Raw genomic sequence first — 18,208 nt, 5'->3', positions numbered from 1 at the left:
CTTCTGTGGGACCGGGCGAAGCTCGGGAAGCAGACGGCACCGGCCTTTCAGCGCCCGGCCACTCGGGGCTACGGCATCAGTTCTGCCCGCCGCTCTTGGCCAATATCGCCCGCAGCAATACCTCTGCCCCCGCGGTTGCCCAGTGGGGATGGATGTGCTCGGCTTCGTTATGGCTGAGGCCATCCACGCAGGGTACGAAGATCATCGCGGTAGGCGCCACGCGGTTGAGGTAGCAGGCATCGTGCCCCGCCCCCGAGATCATCGACCGGTGGCTGAGGCCCAGTTCCTCGCAGGCCGCGCGCACGGTGGCCACGCAGTCGGCATCGAACGCAATCGGCGCATACTGGAAAATCTGCTCTACCTGCCAGCGCAAGCCGATACCTTCGGCAATGCCTTGCACGGCCTCGCGCAACTGTCCATCCAGGACGGCCAGTACCGCTTCGTCCGGATGACGGAACTCAACGCTGAAGAACACCCTGCCCGGCACCACGTTGCGCGAATTGGGGTAGACGTTGGCCATGCCCACCGTGGCCCGCCCTTCCGCACCCTGGGCCAGGCCCAGGCCGTTGACCGCCTCCACCACGCGAGCAAAGCCCAGCAAGGCGTCCAGCCGATGGTCCATCGGCGTGGTGCCGGCATGGGCGCTGCGGCCAGTGAGTTCCACTTCATACCAGCGCTGGCCCTGGGCACCGGTGACCACGCCGATGGTGATGCCTTGAGCCTCCAGGATCGGACCCTGTTCGATGTGCAACTCAAACGCGGCATGAATGGGCGTCACCTGGCACGGGTGCTCGCCAGCGTAACCGATCTGCGCCAGTGCCTGGCCCAGCGTGACGCCATTGGCATCGACCCGCGACAAACCGTATTCCAGGTCGAATACCCCGGCATAGACACCTGAGGCGATCATGGCAGGGGCGAAGCGCGAACCTTCTTCGTTGGTCCAGTTGACCACCTCGATAGACCGATCAGTCTGAATACCATGGTCATTCAGGCTGCGCACCACCTCAAGGCCGGCCAGCACGCCGTAGATACCGTCGAACTTGCCCCCCGCCGGTTGCGAGTCACCGTGGGAACCAGTGACCACCGGCGCCAATTGCGGGTGGCGGCCTTCGCGGCGCGCGAAAATGTTGCCCATGGCATCGACACGGACCTGGCACCCCGCCTCCTCCGCCCAGCGTACAAACAGCTCACGGCCCAGGCGGTCTTCTTCACTCAGGGCCAGGCGAGACACGCCGCCGTTGGCCGTGGCGCCATGCTGGGCCATGTCCATCAGCGTCTGCCACAGGCGCTCGCCGTTCACCCGCGGTGCCTGGCTCATGGCTGGCCGCCCTCGGGCTTGGCGCGGTAGCGGAAATCACACCGTGGCGCCCCACCCATGATGGTCTGGGTACGGGTCAGTTCAATATCGGGGTTATAGCCGACGATGAACAATTCATCACGGTTGCACGACAACAGGTGGCCGATCTCGCCCAGGCCCATCTCGTGGTACATCTCGGCGTAACGGCAGCGTTTGACGTCGTAGTCATAGTGCTGGGCGTCACTGGCGATCACCTCGACCTTGAGGGCGTCATCCTTCTCCCACAGCACCTGCAGCTCGACAAAGCTCTGCAAGTCGGCGCCCTTGGCTTCCTTGGCGGCAAAGCTGCGCCCGGCCTCGATAGCGGCGTTGCCCACCGCCTCGCCAATCACGGCCGCGGCGTGGGCCTTGCCATGCTCCCGGACGAGAATCTCGTAGATGGGCTTGATGATTTCGGCTTCAATGCGCCGACGGGCCAGAATGCCCAGTTCACCGTCATGACTGCTCATGCGCGTGTCTCCTGCGAAGGCGCGGGGGCTGCCCGCGCCGTGATGAAATGATTACTGCCCGCCGTGTGCCACGCTGACCGGCTGCCATTGGTTGGCCTTGACCTGGTACACGGTGAACGACGGGTTTTTCAGGTTGCCCTGGGCGTCGAAGGCTATGGTGCCGGTCACACCCGCGTAGTTGCTGGCACGCAGCACCGGCAGGTACTGCTGCGGGTCGGTGGAACCCGCCTTCTCGATGGCGGCGATCAGCACGCCCACGCCGTCGTAGGCAAATGGCGCGTGCAGCTCGATGGGGGCCTTGAAGCGCGCGCGGTAGGCGGCTTCGAACGCCTTGCCGCCGGGCATCTGCGCCACGGCCAGGCCTGGCTCCAGGGCAGTCACGCCCTCGCCATCGTTCTGCGCCAGTTGCAGGAAGGTCTGGCTGACGAAACCACCCGCCCCCATCAGGGTAGCCTTGATGCCCAACTGCTTGATGCGCCGTGCCAAGGGCGCGGCCTGGGAGTCGACGCCGCCAAAGAAGATCAGGTCCGGGTTCTGCGCGCGAATCGTGGTAAGCACGGCGCTGAAGTCGATGGTCTTGTCGTCCACGTACTCACGGGCCACCACCTTGCCGCCGTGGGCGTCCACGGCCTTGATGAACTGGTCGGCCAGGCCCTGGCCGAATGCCGTGCGGTCGTCGATGACAGCGATGCGCTGGGCCTTGAGGGTTTGCAGGGCGTATTGCCCCGCGACCTGGCCGCCGTCATCGTCGTGGCCCATGATGCGGAAGCTGGTGTCGAAGCCCTGCTGGGTGTAGGCATGGCCGGTGGCGACCGGTGCTACCTGGGCGATACCGGCGTCATGGTACACCCGCGCCGCCGGAATGCTGGTGCCGGTATTCCAGTGCCCCACCACCCCGACTACCCCTGCGTCCACCAGGCGCTGGGCGACAGTCACCGCGGTGCGCGGGTCGGACTGGTCGTCTTCGCTGACCAGCTTGAAGGTCACCGGTTTGCCACCCAGGGTGGGGTGTTTGGCGTTGGCGTCGCTGATGGCCAGTTGAGCGCCGTTTTCCAGGTCCTTGCCGATCCGGGCCGACGGGCCGGTCAAGGGGCCCGCCAGGCCGATCAGGACTTCCTGGTCGGCCTGGGCCACGGCACTGGCCACGCTGCTGAGGGCCAAACCCACGAGGGCCGCACGTTTGAAAAAGTTGTTCATGGTCATTTCCTGTAAAAAATCGCGGCTGCTGCCAGCCACACTGCAAGGAGGGAACACGCCGGCGGTCCGGTGGCGTCGGGGTTCAAATCAATTCATTCACCCAGGTACGCCGCGCGAATCTGCGCATCGTCCAGCAACTGCGCAGACGGCCCGCCGAGGGTGATACGGCCACTGTCCATCACGTACGCGCGGTCGGTGACCTGCAAGGCCAGGCGGGCGTTCTGCTCCACCAGCAACAGGGTCATGCCGGCCTGGCAGACGCTATCGATCACCTCGAAAATTTTCTCCACCATCAACGGTGCCAGGCCCATGGACGGTTCATCGAGAATCAGCAGGCGCGGTCTGGACAGCAGCGCGCGGGCCAGCGCCAGCATCTGCTGCTCGCCCCCGGACAACAGGCCCGCCGGCTGCGCCAGGCGCTCGCGCAGGCGCGGAAAGTGGACGAACAAGCCGTCCATTTCACTGGCCACCTGCTCGCGGTCGCGGCGCAGGTAGGCACCGGCCTGCAGGTTTTCCAGCACGCTCATGCGGGTGAAGATGCCCCGCCCCTCCGGCACCAGGGCCATGCCCTGGCCAGGCAACCGGTGGGCCGCCGTGCCGGCGATCGAGCGCCCGCCGAAGCGGATCTCCCCCGCTGCCGCCGGCAGCAAGCCTGCCAGGGCCTTGAGGGTGGACGTCTTGCCAGCGCCATTGGCGCCGATCAGGGTCACGCGCTCCCCGGCCTGCACCTGCAGGTCGATGCCCTTCACCGCTTCGATGGCGCCGTAGCGCACCTTCAGCCCCTTGATGTGCAACAACGCTTCAGACATGGGCAGCGCCCCCCAGGTAAGCCTTGATCACGGCGGGATGGCGGCGCACGTCCTGCGGCGAGCCTTCGGCGATCAGGGTGCCGTAGTCGAGCACACTGATACGGTCGCACACGCCCATCACCAACTTCACGTCATGCTCGATCAACAGCACCGTGCGGCCATCGTCACGAATCTTCTCCAATAGCCCGCGCAGCTGCTGTTTCTCGGTGGCATTCATGCCGGCAGCCGGTTCATCCAGGGCCAGCAAGCGTGGCTCGGTGGCCAGTGCCCGGGCAATTTCCAGGCGCCGCTGGTGGCCGTAGGACAAAGCATCGGCGCGGCTGTCAGCCCACTGGCCAATACCGACATAGTCCAGCAGGTGCCGGGCCACGGCTTCGGTCTCGCGTTCCTCTTCCCGGGCCCGGCGGTGGCGGCTCAGTGCCGCCCACACGCCGTTGCGGGTGCGCACATGGCGGCCAACCATGACGTTCTCCAGCACTGTCATCGAATTGAACAGGCGGATGTTCTGGAACGTACGGGCAATGCCGGCCTGGGCCACTTTGTGCACCGCTGTCGGTGCATAGGCCTGGCCATCGAGCATGAAGCGGCCGCTGTCAGCGGTGTACAGCCCGGTCATCACGTTGAAGAAGGTAGTCTTGCCAGCGCCGTTGGGGCCAATCAGGCCGTGGACATGCCCGGGGGCAATGGTCAGGCTCACGCCATTGAGCGCGGCGACTCCGCCGAACTGCTTGCGCACCTGGTCAATCTGCAACAAGGGAGTGCTCATTGGCCACCTCGGGAAGCCGGCCACAGGCCCGCCGGGCGATACAGCATCGCCAGGATCAGCGCCAGGCCGTAGATCAATTGCCGGATGATTTCCGGGTCCACCAGCACCTGGCCAAACAGGCTTTGCTGCAACGGGCCAAGGCTGGCGCGCAGCAGTTCCGGCAAGGCGGCCAGCAACAGGCAGCCGAGGATGACACCGGGAATGTGCCCCATGCCGCCGAGCACCACCATGGCCAGTACTACGATGGACTCATTGAGGCTGAATGATTCCGGCGAGACAAAGCCCTGAAACGAGGCGAACATCGCCCCGCTGACACCCCCGAAGGCCGCGCCCATGGCGAAGGCCAGCAGCTTCAGCCGCTTGGTATCCAGGCCCATGGCGCTGGCGGCCTGTTCGTCCTCGCGCACCGCCACCCAGGCGCGGCCGATGCGCGAGTGTTCCAGGCGCACGCAGACGAACACGATCACCAGGGCCAATGCCGCGAACAGGTAGTAATAGAGATACACCGAGGGCACGCGCAGGCCGAACAGGTCCTGGGTGCGTGCCAGGTTGACGCCGAACAGGCTGACCGGGTCCACCGAGGCAATGCCTTTGGGGCCATTGGTGATGTTCAGCGGCCGGTCCAGGTTGCGCATGAAGATGCGGATGATTTCACCGAAGCCCAGGGTGACGATGGCCAGGTAGTCACCCCGCAGGCGCAAGGTCGGCGCCCCCAGCAACAGCCCGAACCCGGCGGCCAGCAGTGCCGCCAGGGGTACGATCAGCCACACGCTGACATGCAGCCCCTGGGGGAACCACGCCGCCAGCACGGCGAACTGACTGGTCAGGTGCGGCGAGGCCAGCAACGCGGTGAGGTAAGCGCCCACCGCGTAAAACGCGATGAAGCCCATGTCCAGTAGCCCCGCGTAACCCACCACGATGTTCAGGCCCAGCGCCAGCATCAGGTACAGCAAGGCAAAATCCAGGGTCCGTACCCAGGCGTTGCCGCCCGCCTGGCCCAACAGCCAGGGCGCCAGCACAATCGCCAGGGCGAACAGCAGCGCCCCCAGGCGGGCCTTGGCGCGTGGCAGGGTCAATGTCGTTGAAAGATTCATGCGCGACTCGCCAGGCGTTCACCGAGAAGGCCCGAAGGCCGAAGCACCAGCACCGCGATCAACACCACGAAGGCGAACACGTCCTGGTAGTTGCTGCCGAACACGCCGCCGGTGGCCTGGCCCAGGTAACCGGTGCCCAAGGCTTCGATCAGCCCCAGCAGAATGCCGCCCAGCATCGCGCCACGCAGGTTGCCAATGCCGCCCAGCACGGCGGCGGTGAAGGCCTTGATGCCCGGCAGGAAACCCATGTAGAAATTGGCGCTGCCGTAGTTGCTGGCCATCATGATGCCGGCCAACGCCGCCAGCGCACCGCCGATGGCGAACGTCAGCACGATGACCCGGTTGGGGTTGATGCCCATCAGGCTGGCGACCTGGGGGTTCTCGGCCACGGCGCGCATGGCACGGCCCAACCGGGTGTGCTCCACCAGCAACCACAGGCCGGCCATCACCAGCAACGCCACGGCGATGGTGGTCAGGGCTGTGGCATTGGTGATGGCGCCCGTGGGCCCCGGCGTGACCTGGATCGGGTCCAGGGGCAACAGCTGTGCAAACATCAGCGGGTTGCGCGACCACACCAGCATGGCCACGGTCTGCAACAGCAGGGACACGCCGATGCCACTGATCAGCGGCGCCAGGCGCGGCGCGTTGCGCAGCCGACGGTAAGCCACCCGCTCGATCAGCATGGCCAACAAGGCGCAGGCAGCCATGGCCACCAGGGTCGCCACCAACAGCATCAATACCCCTGGGCAGTGCGGGAACGCGGCCTGTACCCCATGCAGCACCGACAGGCCCACGAGCGCGCCGACCATCAGCAGGTCGCCGTGGGCGAAGTTGATGATGCGCAAGATGCCGTAGACCATGGTGTAGCCCAGGGCGATCAGCGCGTAAAGACTGCCGAGCAGGAGCCCATTGAGCACTTGCTGGATGAAAGTATCCATGTGAATCGATCAATTCCGAGAAGCGAGAAGGCGGCACGGTAATTATCTATTCTGTTTTTATCAACTATCAGAAGTTTATATGCTTATTCCAATCGAAAATGGTCTACTTTAACTTCAACAATTGAATAAAAACGGGGGTTTCAGTCGCTACAACACCCATGCTAAATTCAATACATGAATAATTTAGAACAGTTACCCAACGATCCTCCCTTGCGTGCCGTGCGCACCTTCGAAGCCTTTGCCCGGCATGGCGGCGTCAACGCCGCTGCCAGGGAACTGGGGATCTCCGCTTCGGCGGTGAGCCACCAGTTGCGCCTGCTGGAAACGTTCCTGCAGCAGCCACTGACCTTGCGCCAGGGCCGCAACCTGGTGCTCACCGAAGAAGGCCGCGAGTATTACCGCGCCATTCGCTCCGCGTTCGCGGTGCTGCGCAGTGCCACCGAGCACGTGCTGGAGAAATCCGCCACGCGCCAGGTCACCATCAGCCTGATCCCCATGTTCGGCTTCAACCTGTTCATTCCCCGGCTGGGCAGCTTCCTGCAGGAAAACCCCGGGCTGGACATCAACGTCACCTACGCCAACCACCGCAGTTATCCCAGCGACGCGGCAGACCTCTCGATTCGCTTCGGTACCGGGCACTGGCCGGGCTACCACAGTGAACTGCTGCTCAGCGGTGCGGTGAGCCCCTACTGCAGCCGAGCCTTCGGCGCCGAGCACGGGCCGTTCGAGGACGAGCAGGCGCTGGCCGACTTGCCACTGCTGCATGATGAAGAGCGCGGCACCTGGGCCCAGTGGTTCCAGGCCGCCGAGGTCAAGCACGCGGCGGCCCTCAACGGGCTGCTGTTCGAGGATGGCCAACTGGCACTGACCGCCACCCTGACCGGGCTGGGGTGCGCGCTGCTGCGCCCGCCCCTGGTGGCGCCCCTGGTGGCCAGCGGCGACCTGGTACGGCTGTCGCCGCTGCAGATCGATGATGGGCGAGCGTATTTCCTGTGCCGGCGTTCAGCCACCGAGCTGTCCGCCGATGGGCTGAACCTGTACAACTGGATCAAGCGCAGCCTCGCGGCCCCTTGATGTCTCCATGACACCTGCTGCGGCCCCTCCAGGGCCAGTCAGTACTCTTCGTAGTGCGCCGGGTCCTGGTCGAACGTACGCCCGTCGGGCGTCGCCAAGGTGGCGATGAGCGCCATGTCCTCGGCACTGAGCTCGAAATCGAAGATGGCCAGGTTCTCCCGCTGACGCTGCACCGACGCCGCCTTGGGCAAAGCGATGGTGCCCAGTTGATGGTGCCAGCGCAGGATCACTTGCACCAGGGTTTTGCCCAACCGCTGGGCGATACCCTGCAGCGCCGGGTCCTTGAGCAAATGGTTGGCGCGCCCCAGCGGGCTCCAGGATTGAGTGGCGATGCCGTGCTCACGGTGCCAGGCCAACTGCTCATGCTGAGGAAAGTAGGGGTGCAATTCGATCTGGTTGACGGCAGGCGTGACGCCCGTGGCGTCGATGATGTGCTGCAGATGGTCCGGCAGGAAGTTGCACACCCCGATGGACTTCACCTGGCCACGCCGCTGGGCCTCGATCAGCGCCCGCCAGGCTTCCACGTAAAGGCCTTTGCTGGGGTTGGGCCAGTGGATCAGGTACAGGTCGAAGTAGTCCAGCCGGGTGCGAAACAGTGACTCCTCGATACTCACCAGCGCGTCATCGTACGCCTGGTGGCGGCCGGGCAGCTTGGAGGCGATGCGCAGGTCCTGGCGGGCCACCCCGCTGCGGCGCACGGCTTCACCCACGGCGCCTTCGTTCTCGTAATTCACCGCGCCGTCGAGCAGGCGGTACCCGCTGGCGGTGGCGTTGACGATGGCTTCGACACCCTCCCGGCCATTGAGCCGGTAGGTGCCGAAACCCACGGCTGGCAGTGTATGGCCATCGTTGAGGGTAATGGAGGGAACAGTGGCAGGCATTGCAAGTCTCCTTGACGGGCGAGTAAAGCTACATTGAAACCGGTTTCAGGTCGGTATGAAAAGACTGACCCGCGCAGGCCGACGGAGTTTCATGCAAAGCCGGACCCGTCCAACGCGCCGCACAGCGCGAAGGATCGATGCGCGGCGAAAATAGAATAACCACAAGCATTATAAAATACTTTTTATATGCAATATATTCATATAACTAACCGACATTTCCCTTCCTGTCCCTGAACGCTATAGCGTGCGCCCACCCCTACGGGAAACAAGGAAACCCGCCGTGAGAAAAAACACCCCAACGCTGACGCTGACCGCCGATGTGCTGATCATCGGCGGCGGCCTGGCCGGTACCTGGTCGGCCATCGGCGCCGCCCGCGAAGGTGCACGGGTGGTGCTGGTGGACAAGGGTTACTGCGGCACCAGTGGTGTCACCGCCACGGCCGGGCCCGGCCATTGGTGGGTGCCCCCTGTGCCAGGTGCTCGCGAAGCAGCCATCGACAAGCGCCTGGGCACAGCCTTCGGCCTGGCTGACCGGCACTGGATGGCACGTATCATCGATACCACCTGGACGAGCCTGCCGGGCTTGGCCGGCTATTATGATTTCCCCCGCGACGAGAAAGGTGTGACCCAGTACCGAGGCCTGCGTGGCCCTGAATACATGCGCGCACTGCGTAGCCGGGTGCTGGACAGCGGGGTGACGATTCTGGACCACTGCCCGGCCCTGGAGCTGTTGCGCGACGACCACGGGGGGCTGGCAGGGGCCCGTGGCTGGCGGCGCCAGGCTGGCGGCCAGTGGCAGGTACGGGCCGGCGCCGTGGTGCTGGCCACCGGCGGCTGCGCCTTTCTGTCACGGTTGCTGGGCTGCCACACCAACACCGGTGACGGCTACCTGATGGCGGCCGAAGCGGGCGCCGAACTGTCGGGCATGGAGTTCTCCAACTACTACTGCATCGCTGCGGCCCATAGCACCATGACTCGTTCCATGGTTTATGGCTTCGGCGAATACACCGACAGTGCCGGCCGGCCCGTGGACCTGCCGCAAGGCCCTGGCTTCACCGATGCGCTGGGCCGCGCATTGCTGCGTGGGCCGGTTTTCTGTCAATTGGGCGCCGTGCCCACGGATTTGCGTGAGCGCCTGCCCAGTATCCAGCCCAACCTGATGCTGCCGTTCGACCGCCGGGGGATCGACCCCTATCGCCAGCGGTTCGAGGTGACCCTGCATCCGGAAGGCACCATTCGCGGTGTCGGTGGCCTGCGGGTAGTGGACTCGGACTGCCAGACAGGCCTGTCCGGCCTGTTCGCCGCGGGCGATGCCGCCAGCCGAGAACTCATCGCCGGGGCCACTTCGGGTGGCGGCGCGCAGAACTCGGCGTGGGCGTTGTCCTCAGGGCAATGGGCGGGGCGCGGTGCCGCACGCCAGGCCCTGGCCACCGGCACGCCACAAGGCCCCCTGCAGGGCTTCAACGGCCTTGGGCTGGGCCAGGGCCGCGGCCAGGACAGCAGCGCCCTGCTCGCCCGTATCCAGGCCGAGGTTCACCCGCTTGACCGCAACCTGTTTCGTCGTGGCAGCCAACTGGAGCGCTCATTGCGTGCACTGGACAACGTATGGGACCAGGTGCAGCAAGGCCCCGGCGCCGACGACAACCCCCTGCGCGCGCGGGAGATCGTCGCCATGGCCGCCACGGCGCGCTGGTGCTACGGCGCGGCGGCGGCACGGCGGGAAAGCCGTGGCATGCACCAACGCAGCGACACCCCTGCGCAATCCCCGGCCTTCGATGGCCACCTGCGAACCGGCGGCCTCGACCAACCCTGGACACGCCTGGACGCCTTTGCCCCGCTGGAGGCACACGCCTGATGCTTGAACTGATCTTCAACGACCGCTGCAGCGGCTGCGGCCAATGCGCCAGCGTCTGCCCCACCAACGTGCTGACCTTCACCGGCAACGCGCCGCAGATCAGCGCCCCCCAGGCTTGCCAGACGTGCTTCATGTGCGAGCTGTATTGCCCCGAGGACGCCTTGTACGTTGATCCCGACCCCGAACGCCTGCACCACCCGGACCCCGCGCAGATCGCTGCCAGCGGGTTGCTGGGCCAATACCGGCGAGATTCGGGCTGGGGTGAATGGGCAGGCAATCCCGCGCACCAGAATGAACACTGGCGCATGGATGGGGTGTTTGCCCTGGCGCGCACGCGGGCCGGGGGCTGACCGCCCCGACGGGGCCACCGCAACCCTGTGGGACCAGGCGAAGCTCGGGAAGGGACCCGCCAGATCGATCGCGTTGTCTGCTTCCCGAGCTTGCGCCCGGTCCCACAGGGTTGCCACCAGGCTGCGTCACGAACGGCGCGCAGTTAAAGGCATGCCGCAGGTCCGCTGCTACCCGGTAACGTTGCAGGACCGGGATCGCATCAGGCGTCGGCCAGGCCCAACGAGGCCAGGATGCGGGTGCGCAGCTCTACCAGATAAGGGTCATCCCGACGCCGTGGATACGGGCGCTCCACCTGGATCTCGGATTTGACCCGCGCCGGCCGTTCGCTGAACACGATGATACGGTTGGCCAACAACAACGCCTCCTCCACGTCGTGGGTGACCAGCAGCGCGGTGTAGGCCTGGCGCTGCCATAGTTCGATCAACTCTTTCTGCATGGCGATGCGGGTCAGCGAATCGAGCTTGCCCAGCGGCTCGTCGAGAATCAGCAAACGGGGTTCGTTGACCAGCGCCCGGGCCAGGGCGACCCGTTGCGCCATGCCGCCGGACAACTGGCGCGGCCAGGCCCGGGCAAATTCGCTCAGGTGCACCTTCGCCAAGGCCGCATCCACACGCCCCCGTTGGGTCTTGAGCAGCCCCTGGGCCTGCAGGCCCACGGCGACGTTGTCCCACACCCGCCGCCAGGGGTAGAGCGTGGGGTCCTGGAACACCACTACACGGCTCGGGTCCGGGCCGGTGATGGCGTCACCGTCTCCCTCCAGCGTTCCCCGGTCAGCCGGCTCCAGCCCGGCCACCAGGCGCAGCAGGGTCGACTTGCCGCAGCCAGAAGGCCCCAGCAACGCGACGAATTCGCCGGGGGCCACGTCCAGGCTGACATTGTCGAGCACCGGCAGCGGTTCGCCGTCAAGGTGAAACGCATGGCTGAGCCCTTCGATATGCACGGCCAGCCCCGGGTTTGCGGGTTTCTGCAGCGCTACCATTTCACCGCTCCTTTCTGCCAGGCCAACAGCCGGTCACGTACCAGGAAAAGGGCCGAGATCAGCCCCGAACAGGCCAGCGCCATCACCAGCAGCGCGGCATACATGTTGGCGTAGGCCGCCCACCCCTGGGCCCATTGCAGGTACCAGCCGATGCCCGACTTGACGCCCATCATCTCGGCCACCACCAGGGTCGAGAACGAGGCGCCCAGGCCCATGAACAAGCCGACGAACACATGGGGCAAGGCCGCCGGAATCGCCACGCGAAAAATCAGGAACGAAGGTTTCGCCCCCAGGGTGCGCGCCACGTCGTAGTAAGCCTTGTCGACGCTGGCCACCCCCGACCACGTCAACACGGTGACCGGGAACCAGGTGGCCAGGGCAATCAGAAAGACGCTGGCACTCCAACTGCTCGGAAACAGGAAAAAACACAGCGGCAACAGGGCCGTGGACGGTACCGGGCCGAGGATGCGCAACACCGGGTGCAACCAGTAACCGATACTCGCGGACCAGCCGATAGACACCCCGGCGATGAAGCCGAACAACGCCCCTAGGCCAACTCCAAAGCCCAACAGCACCGCCGAGTGCCAGAGGCTGTCGAGCAGGCGTGGCCAGTCGCTGAGGTAGACATTGAGCAAGGCCTGGGGCGGCGCGAAAAACGGCACCGGCAACACGCCCAGCTTGGCGGTCAGCAGTTCCCAGGCGCCCAGCAGCAACGCCAGCGCCACCAGCCACGGCGCCAGGTGGCGCAACCGACGGGCCAGCCTGGGCGCGCGTGGTGCTACTAGCGCCAACGCGCCAATCACCACAGCCAGCGCCAGTTCGAGGTTGGCCAGCCCCTCGGTCAACGGCCAATGACGGGTAGCGTCCGGGTACAGTCGGGTCACCAGCGCCGCGGCCAGCCACGCCAGTACTGCCGCGGCCGATCGCCAGCCGATCCGTGGCCGCTCAAGGGCTACCGGGGGGCCCGCACGGGTCAACTCAACTGAAGACATCGGCGGTGATCTCCTTGGCGAACTCGCCGGCGTTGGTGCTGGCATCGAACACCTCCACCGTCTTCAGGTCGTCCACGTAGGTGACGATCTCCGTGGCCAGCGCCGCGCCTACGGCATGGTGGCCGTGGGTATGGTCGTGGAGAATGGCCTGCACTTCGGCCTCGCTGGTGTTGATGGCGAACTTCTGGAAACCCTTGGCCACCGCTTCCGGGTGCTGCACGGCATAGTCGTGAGCTTCCAGAATGGCTTGGGTCAGGGCCGCGGCGACACGCCGATCATCGCGCACCAGCTTGCCGGTCACGCCGACCACACAGCACGACAGGTTGGCGTATTCGTCCACCAGGTTGGTGGACAGTTCGCGCGCCTGCCCCCCCTTGATCAGGCGGTACATGAACGGGTCGCTGCCACTGATGGCCTGCACTTCGCCCTTGTCCAGGGCCGTGCCCAGCAGGTCGGCGGGAAACAGCTTCCATTCCACGTCGCGCACCGGGTCGACCCCGTGCTTCTTGAGCAGGATGGAGAAAAAGTTGCGGTCGGGCGCCGCCATGTCGGTCACGCCAATGGCTTTGCCCTTGAGGTCTTCCAGGCGGGTGATGGGGCCGTTGGTAGCGCTGAGCAGGCGCAGGCAGCCGCCATGGGTACCGGCGGTAAGCTTGACGTCGAAGCCCTGCTCCAGCGCCTTGAGCCAGCGCAATGCCATGCCGATACCCGCGTCGGCCTTGCCGGTTGCGATGGCTTCGAGCAGCACCTCGGTGGAGTTGCCGAAATTGACGAACTCCACGTCCAGGTTGTGTTGGGTGAAGAACCCTTCGCCATGGGCAATAACCACCGGGGCCAGGCAGACGGCATTGAGGTTGATGGCCAATTTGAGCTTGCGCGGCGCGTCAAGCTTGATGAAATCGCCGGTACCCTGGGGTTCCGTGCCCATTTGCATGTGGTCATGTTCATCTGCCCAGACGCGGCCGGGCCACGACAGCAACAGCGGACTGGCGAGCGCGACGGCGCCCAGGCCGAGCAGACGGCGGCGAGACAGGGTATTGAACGGGGGTTGAGGGCGCATCGTCGAACCTCTCCTGAGCGAGGGTGGGTTCGGGTCCGCGCGTACGGTCGCCGAGGGTGGCTAATAAGGTTTTGATCGGTCTGGCGACCTTCTTAGAACCTTACCACCTGGCGGGTTATAGGCTAAATTCATTTAATGCATAAGGTAATATGCGTAAAGGTGGGTGGAACCGGGGCGCATGGCGTGTGCTTTCCGGGGGGCTCGAAATCGAGCGCCGCGCAAGCGGCGCTCGACCTCAGGAACAATGAAAGCGGCACGCCATATAACCGGAAGCCCAGCAGCCTCACCCCAAATGCGTTACCAGCTTGGTCACCAGGTACGCCTGGATGGCCTCAGTCCCGCCTTCCGACCCATGGCCGGAATCCTTGATCCCGCCAAACGGCGTTTCCGGCAGGCCAATGCCCATGTGATTGATCGACAACATTCCGGCCTCGACCCGATCGCTCAACGCCTGCGCGGTCTTCGACGAGGCCGTGAACGCATAGGACGCCAGCCCGAACGGCAAGCGGTTGGCTTCGGCGATCACCTCGTCCAGGGTATCGAACGGCACGACCAGCGCCACCGGACCGAACGGCTCTTCGTTCATCAACCGCATGCCGGTGTTCAGGCCGCTGATCACGGTCGGCGCGAAGAAGTACCCCGGCCCGTCAATGGCCGCGCCGCCCAGGTGCACGGTGGCGCCCTTGGCCCGGGCGTCATCCACCAGCGCCTGCAGGGCCGGGGCGCGGCGGTCGTTGGCCAGTGGGCCCATGGTCACGCCCTCCTCCAGGCCGTTGCCAACCTTGACCTTGCCCGCCAGCTCGACGAAGCGCGTGAGGAACGTCTCGAACACTTCACGCTGCACCAGAAACCGCGTGGGCGACACGCACACTTGCCCGGCATTGCGGAACTTGGAGGCCGCCAGCAACTGCACGGCCTTTTCGACGTCGGCGTCAGCAAACACGATCGCCGGGGCGTGGCCACCCAGCTCCATGGTCGCCGGCTTCATGTGCTGGCCGGCCATAGCCGCCAGTTGCTTGCCCACCGGGGTGGAGCCGGTGAACGTGACCTTGCGGATCACCGGGTGCGGGATCAGGTAATTGGAGATATCCGCGGGCACACCATATACCAGGCCGATGACCCCGGCCGGCACGCCGGCGTCGGCGAAGGCGCGGATCAGTTCTGCAGGCGACGCCGGGGTTTCTTCCGGGGCCTTGACGATGATCGAGCAACCGGCGGCCAGGGCCGAGCTGAGTTTGCGCACCACCTGGTTGATAGGGAAGTTCCACGGCGTGAACGCCGCCACCGGCCCGACCGGCTCACTGATGACCCGTTGTTCGATGCCCTGGGCACGGGACGGGACGATGCGGCCATAGCTGCGACGGCCTTCTTCGGCCAGCCAGTCGATGATGTCGGCGGCGGCCAGGGTTTCGGCACGCGCCTCGGCCAGAGGCTTGCCCTGCTCCAGGGTCATCAGCCGGGCGATGTGGTCGGCGCGCTCGCGCATCAGCTCGCCGGCCTTGCGCATGATCTTGTAGCGGTCGAAGGCGCTCACCTTGCGCCAGGTCTCGAAGCCCTGCTGCGCGGCCGCCAGGGCCTGGTCCAGGTCGGCGATGTCGGCGTGGGCCACGCTGCCCAGGGTTTCACCGTTGGCGGGGTTGACCACCGCGATGCTGCGCCCGTCGGCGGCATCGCGCCATTGGCCATTGATATAGAGCTGCACGTTAGGGTACATGGGAATCCCTCGGTCGATGAGAGTGGTAGGTGTCAATCCACGAAGACGGGCGCCTGAGTACGGCTGCCCGCCATGAAAGCGTCTGCCACCAGCCGAAGTGGTTGCAGGTCGGCATCGCTGGCCCCGGTGGCGATCAAATGCCGGAAATGCCGGTACAGCGACGGATACTCTGCCTCGGCAGGCAGTGGCTGTGCAATGTCGTCGATGAACAGCGCAGCGCCGCCTTTCTCCAGGCGCAGCTCGCCGTCCTCGGTAACAATGACCACGCGCCAGATGTCGGGTTCAGAATGATCCCAGTCGAATTCCGCACTCACCGCCAAGCCATGGGCGTCGGCCATTTCCAGGCGCGCCGCGATCGGGGCCTGGTGGTTGGCCGGTACCGCCAGCTCGGCGGCGGTGATGAACAGGGGCTCGGGGAGCAAGGCGGTGACGATCGACAAGGCATTGATACCCGGGTCGAATACCCCTTGCCCGCCCGCCTGCCAGATCCAGGCCTGGCCGGGGTGCCATTTGCGCACATCCTCCTTCCAGGTAATGGACACGCTGCGCAGGGTTCGCCCGCGCAGCCATTGGCGCGCCGGCTCAACGGCGGGCGCAAAGCGTGAGTGCCAGGCGAACAGGCAAGTCACCCCTTGCACACGGGCCAGCTCCACCAGGTCCATGGCCTCGCCAAGGCTGGCACAGGGCGGCTTCTCCACCAGCACATGCTTGCCGGCCAGCAGGGCCTGGCGCACCTGCGCGTGACGGCCCTGGGGCGGCGTGCAGAAGGCCACGGCGTCCACCGCCGGACCTTCGGCGAGCAACGCCTGCAGGCTGGAATGATTGGCCACGCCCGCGCAAGGCTGGCCCAGGGTGGCCACCGCGCGCAACTGGTACGCGGGGTTGCCGAGGATGGCCGGCACGTGCTGGTCCTGGGCGATCTTGCCGTAGCCGACGAGGCCCAGCGAAAGGTGCTCCATGGTGCGACTCCTGTTGCAGAGGATTGTTCTTATGGGGCAGGAAGGCAGCAGTTGCCGAGTCTATACGATTGCCGGGGTGGTACGACAACTGCCGATGGTCAAAACGAGTGGTCGAAACGGTCCATATTTCTTAAACTGTGCGCCTCTCCTATTCAAACAACCCGAATGGCCCGGCCGCACGCGCCCCGCAAGGGCCAAGGCGCACCGGCGTGCTGTGCGGGGTGGCTGTTTACGCAAGGAACCCCATGTCGCTGTCTTCGATCCGCAACAATGTCCTGGCCGGCCTGACGTCGTCCTTCGCCCTGGTACCGGAGTGCATTGCCTTTGCCCTGGTGGCCCAGGTCAACCCGCTGATGGGGCTGTACGGCGCCTTCATCATCTGTACCTTGACCGCCCTGTTTGGCGGCCGCCCAGCGATGATTTCCGGCGCGGCCGGGTCCATGGCGGTGGTGATCGTCGCGCTGGTGGTGCAGCACGGTGCGCAGTACCTGCTGGCGACCGTGGTGCTGGGCGGGCTGATCATGGTGCTGTTCGGCCTGTTGCGCCTGGGCAAGCTGGTGCGCATGGTGCCCCACCCGGTGATGCTGGGTTTCGTCAACGGCCTGGCGATCATCATCGCCTTGTCGCAACTGGAGCATTTCAAGGTGGGCGACGCATGGCTCGGTGGTACGCCACTGGCGGTGATGCTGGGCCTGGTGGCATTGACCATGGGGGTGGTGTACCTGCTGCCGCGCCTGACCCGCGCCGTGCCACCGGCCCTGGTCGCCATCGTCGGCGTCAGCCTGCTGGTGTACGCACTGGGCCTGCCCACGCGCACCCTCAGTGACATGGCGCACATCGCCGGCGGCCTGCCCAGCCTGCACTGGCCCAGCGTGCCGATGACCCTGGAGACGCTGAAGATCATCGCCCCGTACGCCGTACTGATGGCCATGGTCGGGCTGCTGGAAACCCTGCTGACGTTCAACCTCACCGATGAACTGACCGAAACCCGTGGCCAACCCAACCGCGAGTGCGTGGCCCTGGGCGTGGCCAACGTGGCGTCGGGGCTGTTCGGCGGCATGGGCGGCTGTGCCATGATCGGCCAGACCGTGATCAACCTCAGTTCCGGGGGCCGCGGGCGCCTGTCCGGGGTGGTCAGCGGCATCATGGTGCTGCTGTTCATTCTGTTCCTGTCGCCGCTGATCGAGCGCATCCCCTTGGCCGCCCTGGCCGGGGTGATGTTCGTGGTCGCCCAGCAGACCTTCGCCTGGGGTTCGTTGCGGGTGCTGGGCAAGGTGCCGCGCCAGGATGCCGTGGTGATCGTCGCGGTCACGGTCATCACCGTGTTCACTGACCTTGCCACCGCTGTGCTGTGCGGCATTCTCATTGCCGCGCTGGCGTTCGCCTGGCAGCACGCCCGGGAAATCCGCGCCGACGCCGATGACAGCCAGCCTGGGCGCAAGCGTTACACACCGCACGGCACGCTGTTCTTTGCCTCGACCACGCACTTTCAAGCGCTGTTCGACCCGCGCAACGACCCGCACGAGGTCATCGTCGACTGCCGGCACCTGCATTTGGCCGATCATTCGGCCATTGCCGCGCTGGAGGCGTTGGCGTCGCGTTATGAGAAGGCCGGCAAGGGTTTTGCCCTGGAACAGCTGTCCGAGCGCAATCAGCGCCTGCTGCAGCGCGCCGGTGCCGCGGTGGTCATGAACTGAGCGCAGACCCCCTGGCGTGAAGCCGCTGCTTGTCCT

17 protein-coding genes are annotated in these 18,208 nt (G+C 65.6%); 4 read left to right on the top strand and 13 right to left on the bottom strand.

The window, feature by feature from the left end; translation table 11 throughout:
- Positions 1 to 76: 76 nt before the first annotated feature.
- From QBK88_RS26780 to QBK88_RS26750, 7 genes are all read right to left on the bottom strand, one after another.
- Entirely contained in the window at positions 77 to 1,318 is a 1,242-nt protein-coding gene (locus tag QBK88_RS26780; protein WP_277964417.1) for a Zn-dependent hydrolase, read from the bottom strand.
- Entirely contained in the window at positions 1,315 to 1,806 is a 492-nt protein-coding gene (locus QBK88_RS26775; RefSeq protein WP_277964416.1) for an L-2-amino-thiazoline-4-carboxylic acid hydrolase, read from the bottom strand. Before QBK88_RS26775 ends, QBK88_RS26780 begins: the two co-directional genes overlap by 4 nt.
- Before the next feature lie 51 nt (positions 1,807 to 1,857).
- Positions 1,858 to 3,003 carry a branched-chain amino acid ABC transporter substrate-binding protein gene (locus QBK88_RS26770; protein WP_277964415.1) on the bottom strand — a complete coding sequence of 382 codons (1,146 nt, stop codon included), beginning with the start codon at positions 3,001 to 3,003 and terminating at the stop codon, positions 1,858 to 1,860.
- A 92-nt stretch (positions 3,004 to 3,095) separates the two neighbouring features.
- On the bottom strand, positions 3,096 to 3,812 hold the full coding sequence (locus QBK88_RS26765; RefSeq protein WP_277964414.1) for an ABC transporter ATP-binding protein: 717 nt from the start codon (positions 3,810 to 3,812) through the stop codon (positions 3,096 to 3,098).
- Positions 3,805 to 4,578, bottom strand: coding sequence for an ABC transporter ATP-binding protein (locus QBK88_RS26760; protein WP_277964413.1), 774 nt, complete (start codon positions 4,576 to 4,578; stop codon positions 3,805 to 3,807). Before QBK88_RS26760 ends, QBK88_RS26765 begins: the two co-directional genes overlap by 8 nt.
- Positions 4,575 to 5,672 (bottom strand): ABC transporter permease subunit, encoded by a 1,098-nt coding sequence (locus QBK88_RS26755; protein WP_277964412.1) that lies wholly within the window; start codon positions 5,670 to 5,672, stop codon positions 4,575 to 4,577. Before QBK88_RS26755 ends, QBK88_RS26760 begins: the two co-directional genes overlap by 4 nt.
- Positions 5,669 to 6,610, bottom strand: coding sequence for a branched-chain amino acid ABC transporter permease (locus QBK88_RS26750; RefSeq protein ID WP_277964411.1), 942 nt, complete (start codon positions 6,608 to 6,610; stop codon positions 5,669 to 5,671). The genes QBK88_RS26755 and QBK88_RS26750 overlap by 4 nt, the downstream gene beginning before the upstream one ends.
- A gap of 174 nt (positions 6,611 to 6,784) precedes the next feature.
- On the opposite strand from QBK88_RS26750, the gene QBK88_RS26745 reads away from it, so the two are divergent.
- A complete protein-coding gene (locus QBK88_RS26745; RefSeq protein ID WP_268142123.1) occupies positions 6,785 to 7,684 on the top strand; it encodes a LysR substrate-binding domain-containing protein in 900 nt (299 codons plus the stop codon).
- A gap of 38 nt (positions 7,685 to 7,722) precedes the next feature.
- Here the strand turns inward: QBK88_RS26745 and QBK88_RS26740 are convergent, their stop codons facing one another.
- Positions 7,723 to 8,565 (bottom strand): aldo/keto reductase, encoded by an 843-nt coding sequence (locus QBK88_RS26740; RefSeq protein ID WP_277964410.1) that lies wholly within the window; start codon positions 8,563 to 8,565, stop codon positions 7,723 to 7,725.
- A gap of 280 nt (positions 8,566 to 8,845) precedes the next feature.
- On the opposite strand from QBK88_RS26740, the gene QBK88_RS26735 reads away from it, so the two are divergent.
- Together QBK88_RS26735 and QBK88_RS26730 are read left to right on the top strand one after the other, a co-directional pair.
- Complete coding sequence (locus tag QBK88_RS26735; protein ID WP_277964409.1) at positions 8,846 to 10,420, top strand: FAD-dependent oxidoreductase; 1,575 nt, start codon at positions 8,846 to 8,848, stop codon at positions 10,418 to 10,420.
- Positions 10,420 to 10,770 carry a 4Fe-4S binding protein gene (locus QBK88_RS26730; protein WP_277964408.1) on the top strand — a complete coding sequence of 117 codons (351 nt, stop codon included), beginning with the start codon at positions 10,420 to 10,422 and terminating at the stop codon, positions 10,768 to 10,770. The genes QBK88_RS26735 and QBK88_RS26730 overlap by 1 nt, the downstream gene beginning before the upstream one ends.
- Before the next feature lie 200 nt (positions 10,771 to 10,970).
- Here QBK88_RS26730 and QBK88_RS26725 read toward each other — a convergent pair whose 3' ends face one another.
- From QBK88_RS26725 to QBK88_RS26705, 5 genes are all read right to left on the bottom strand, one after another.
- Entirely contained in the window at positions 10,971 to 11,750 is a 780-nt protein-coding gene (locus QBK88_RS26725) for an ABC transporter ATP-binding protein (RefSeq protein WP_277964407.1), read from the bottom strand.
- Positions 11,744 to 12,742, bottom strand: a complete 999-nt coding sequence (locus QBK88_RS26720; protein ID WP_277964406.1) for an ABC transporter permease subunit — start codon at positions 12,740 to 12,742, stop codon at positions 11,744 to 11,746. The genes QBK88_RS26725 and QBK88_RS26720 overlap by 7 nt, the downstream gene beginning before the upstream one ends.
- Positions 12,729 to 13,802, bottom strand: a complete 1,074-nt coding sequence (locus QBK88_RS26715) for an ABC transporter substrate-binding protein (RefSeq protein WP_277964405.1) — start codon at positions 13,800 to 13,802, stop codon at positions 12,729 to 12,731. Before QBK88_RS26715 ends, QBK88_RS26720 begins: the two co-directional genes overlap by 14 nt.
- Positions 13,803 to 14,085: 283 nt before the next feature.
- Positions 14,086 to 15,516, bottom strand: a complete 1,431-nt coding sequence (locus tag QBK88_RS26710; RefSeq protein WP_277964404.1) for an NAD-dependent succinate-semialdehyde dehydrogenase — start codon at positions 15,514 to 15,516, stop codon at positions 14,086 to 14,088.
- A 32-nt stretch (positions 15,517 to 15,548) separates the two neighbouring features.
- The gene (locus tag QBK88_RS26705) at positions 15,549 to 16,475 is read right to left on the bottom strand and encodes a Gfo/Idh/MocA family protein (protein ID WP_277964403.1); all 927 of its coding nucleotides are present in this window, start codon (positions 16,473 to 16,475) and stop codon (positions 15,549 to 15,551) included.
- Positions 16,476 to 16,720: 245 nt separating this feature from the next.
- Between QBK88_RS26705 and QBK88_RS26700 the strand changes: the two genes are divergently transcribed.
- Positions 16,721 to 18,172, top strand: coding sequence for a SulP family inorganic anion transporter (locus tag QBK88_RS26700; RefSeq protein ID WP_277964402.1), 1,452 nt, complete (start codon positions 16,721 to 16,723; stop codon positions 18,170 to 18,172).
- Positions 18,173 to 18,208 lie beyond the last annotated feature (36 nt).

The sequence above is a fragment of the Pseudomonas sp. RIT-To-2 genome (assembly GCF_029623465.1).
Taxonomy (GTDB): Bacteria; Pseudomonadota; Gammaproteobacteria; order Pseudomonadales; family Pseudomonadaceae; genus Aquipseudomonas; species Aquipseudomonas silvicola.
The sequence above is the reverse complement of the archived record's forward strand: the minus strand, read 5'-3'. Positions and strand labels throughout refer to the sequence as shown.

Coding starts and splice junctions, on each gene's coding strand:
- QBK88_RS26780 (WP_277964417.1), bottom strand. CDS start 1,318: ATGAGCCAGGCACCGCGGGTGAACGGCGAGCGCCTGTGGCAGACGCTG.
- QBK88_RS26775 (WP_277964416.1), bottom strand. CDS start 1,806: ATGAGCAGTCATGACGGTGAACTGGGCATTCTGGCCCGTCGGCGCATT.
- QBK88_RS26770 (WP_277964415.1), bottom strand. CDS start 3,003: ATGAACAACTTTTTCAAACGTGCGGCCCTCGTGGGTTTGGCCCTCAGC.
- QBK88_RS26765 (WP_277964414.1), bottom strand. CDS start 3,812: ATGTCTGAAGCGTTGTTGCACATCAAGGGGCTGAAGGTGCGCTACGGC.
- QBK88_RS26760 (WP_277964413.1), bottom strand. CDS start 4,578: ATGAGCACTCCCTTGTTGCAGATTGACCAGGTGCGCAAGCAGTTCGGC.
- QBK88_RS26755 (WP_277964412.1), bottom strand. CDS start 5,672: ATGAATCTTTCAACGACATTGACCCTGCCACGCGCCAAGGCCCGCCTG.
- QBK88_RS26750 (WP_277964411.1), bottom strand. CDS start 6,610: ATGGATACTTTCATCCAGCAAGTGCTCAATGGGCTCCTGCTCGGCAGT.
- QBK88_RS26745 (WP_268142123.1), top strand. CDS start 6,785: ATGAATAATTTAGAACAGTTACCCAACGATCCTCCCTTGCGTGCCGTG.
- QBK88_RS26740 (WP_277964410.1), bottom strand. CDS start 8,565: ATGCCTGCCACTGTTCCCTCCATTACCCTCAACGATGGCCATACACTG.
- QBK88_RS26730 (WP_277964408.1), top strand. CDS start 10,420: ATGCTTGAACTGATCTTCAACGACCGCTGCAGCGGCTGCGGCCAATGC.
- QBK88_RS26725 (WP_277964407.1), bottom strand. CDS start 11,750: ATGGTAGCGCTGCAGAAACCCGCAAACCCGGGGCTGGCCGTGCATATC.
- QBK88_RS26720 (WP_277964406.1), bottom strand. CDS start 12,742: ATGTCTTCAGTTGAGTTGACCCGTGCGGGCCCCCCGGTAGCCCTTGAG.
- QBK88_RS26715 (WP_277964405.1), bottom strand. CDS start 13,802: ATGCGCCCTCAACCCCCGTTCAATACCCTGTCTCGCCGCCGTCTGCTC.
- QBK88_RS26710 (WP_277964404.1), bottom strand. CDS start 15,516: ATGTACCCTAACGTGCAGCTCTATATCAATGGCCAATGGCGCGATGCC.
- QBK88_RS26705 (WP_277964403.1), bottom strand. CDS start 16,475: ATGGAGCACCTTTCGCTGGGCCTCGTCGGCTACGGCAAGATCGCCCAG.
- QBK88_RS26700 (WP_277964402.1), top strand. CDS start 16,721: ATGTCGCTGTCTTCGATCCGCAACAATGTCCTGGCCGGCCTGACGTCG.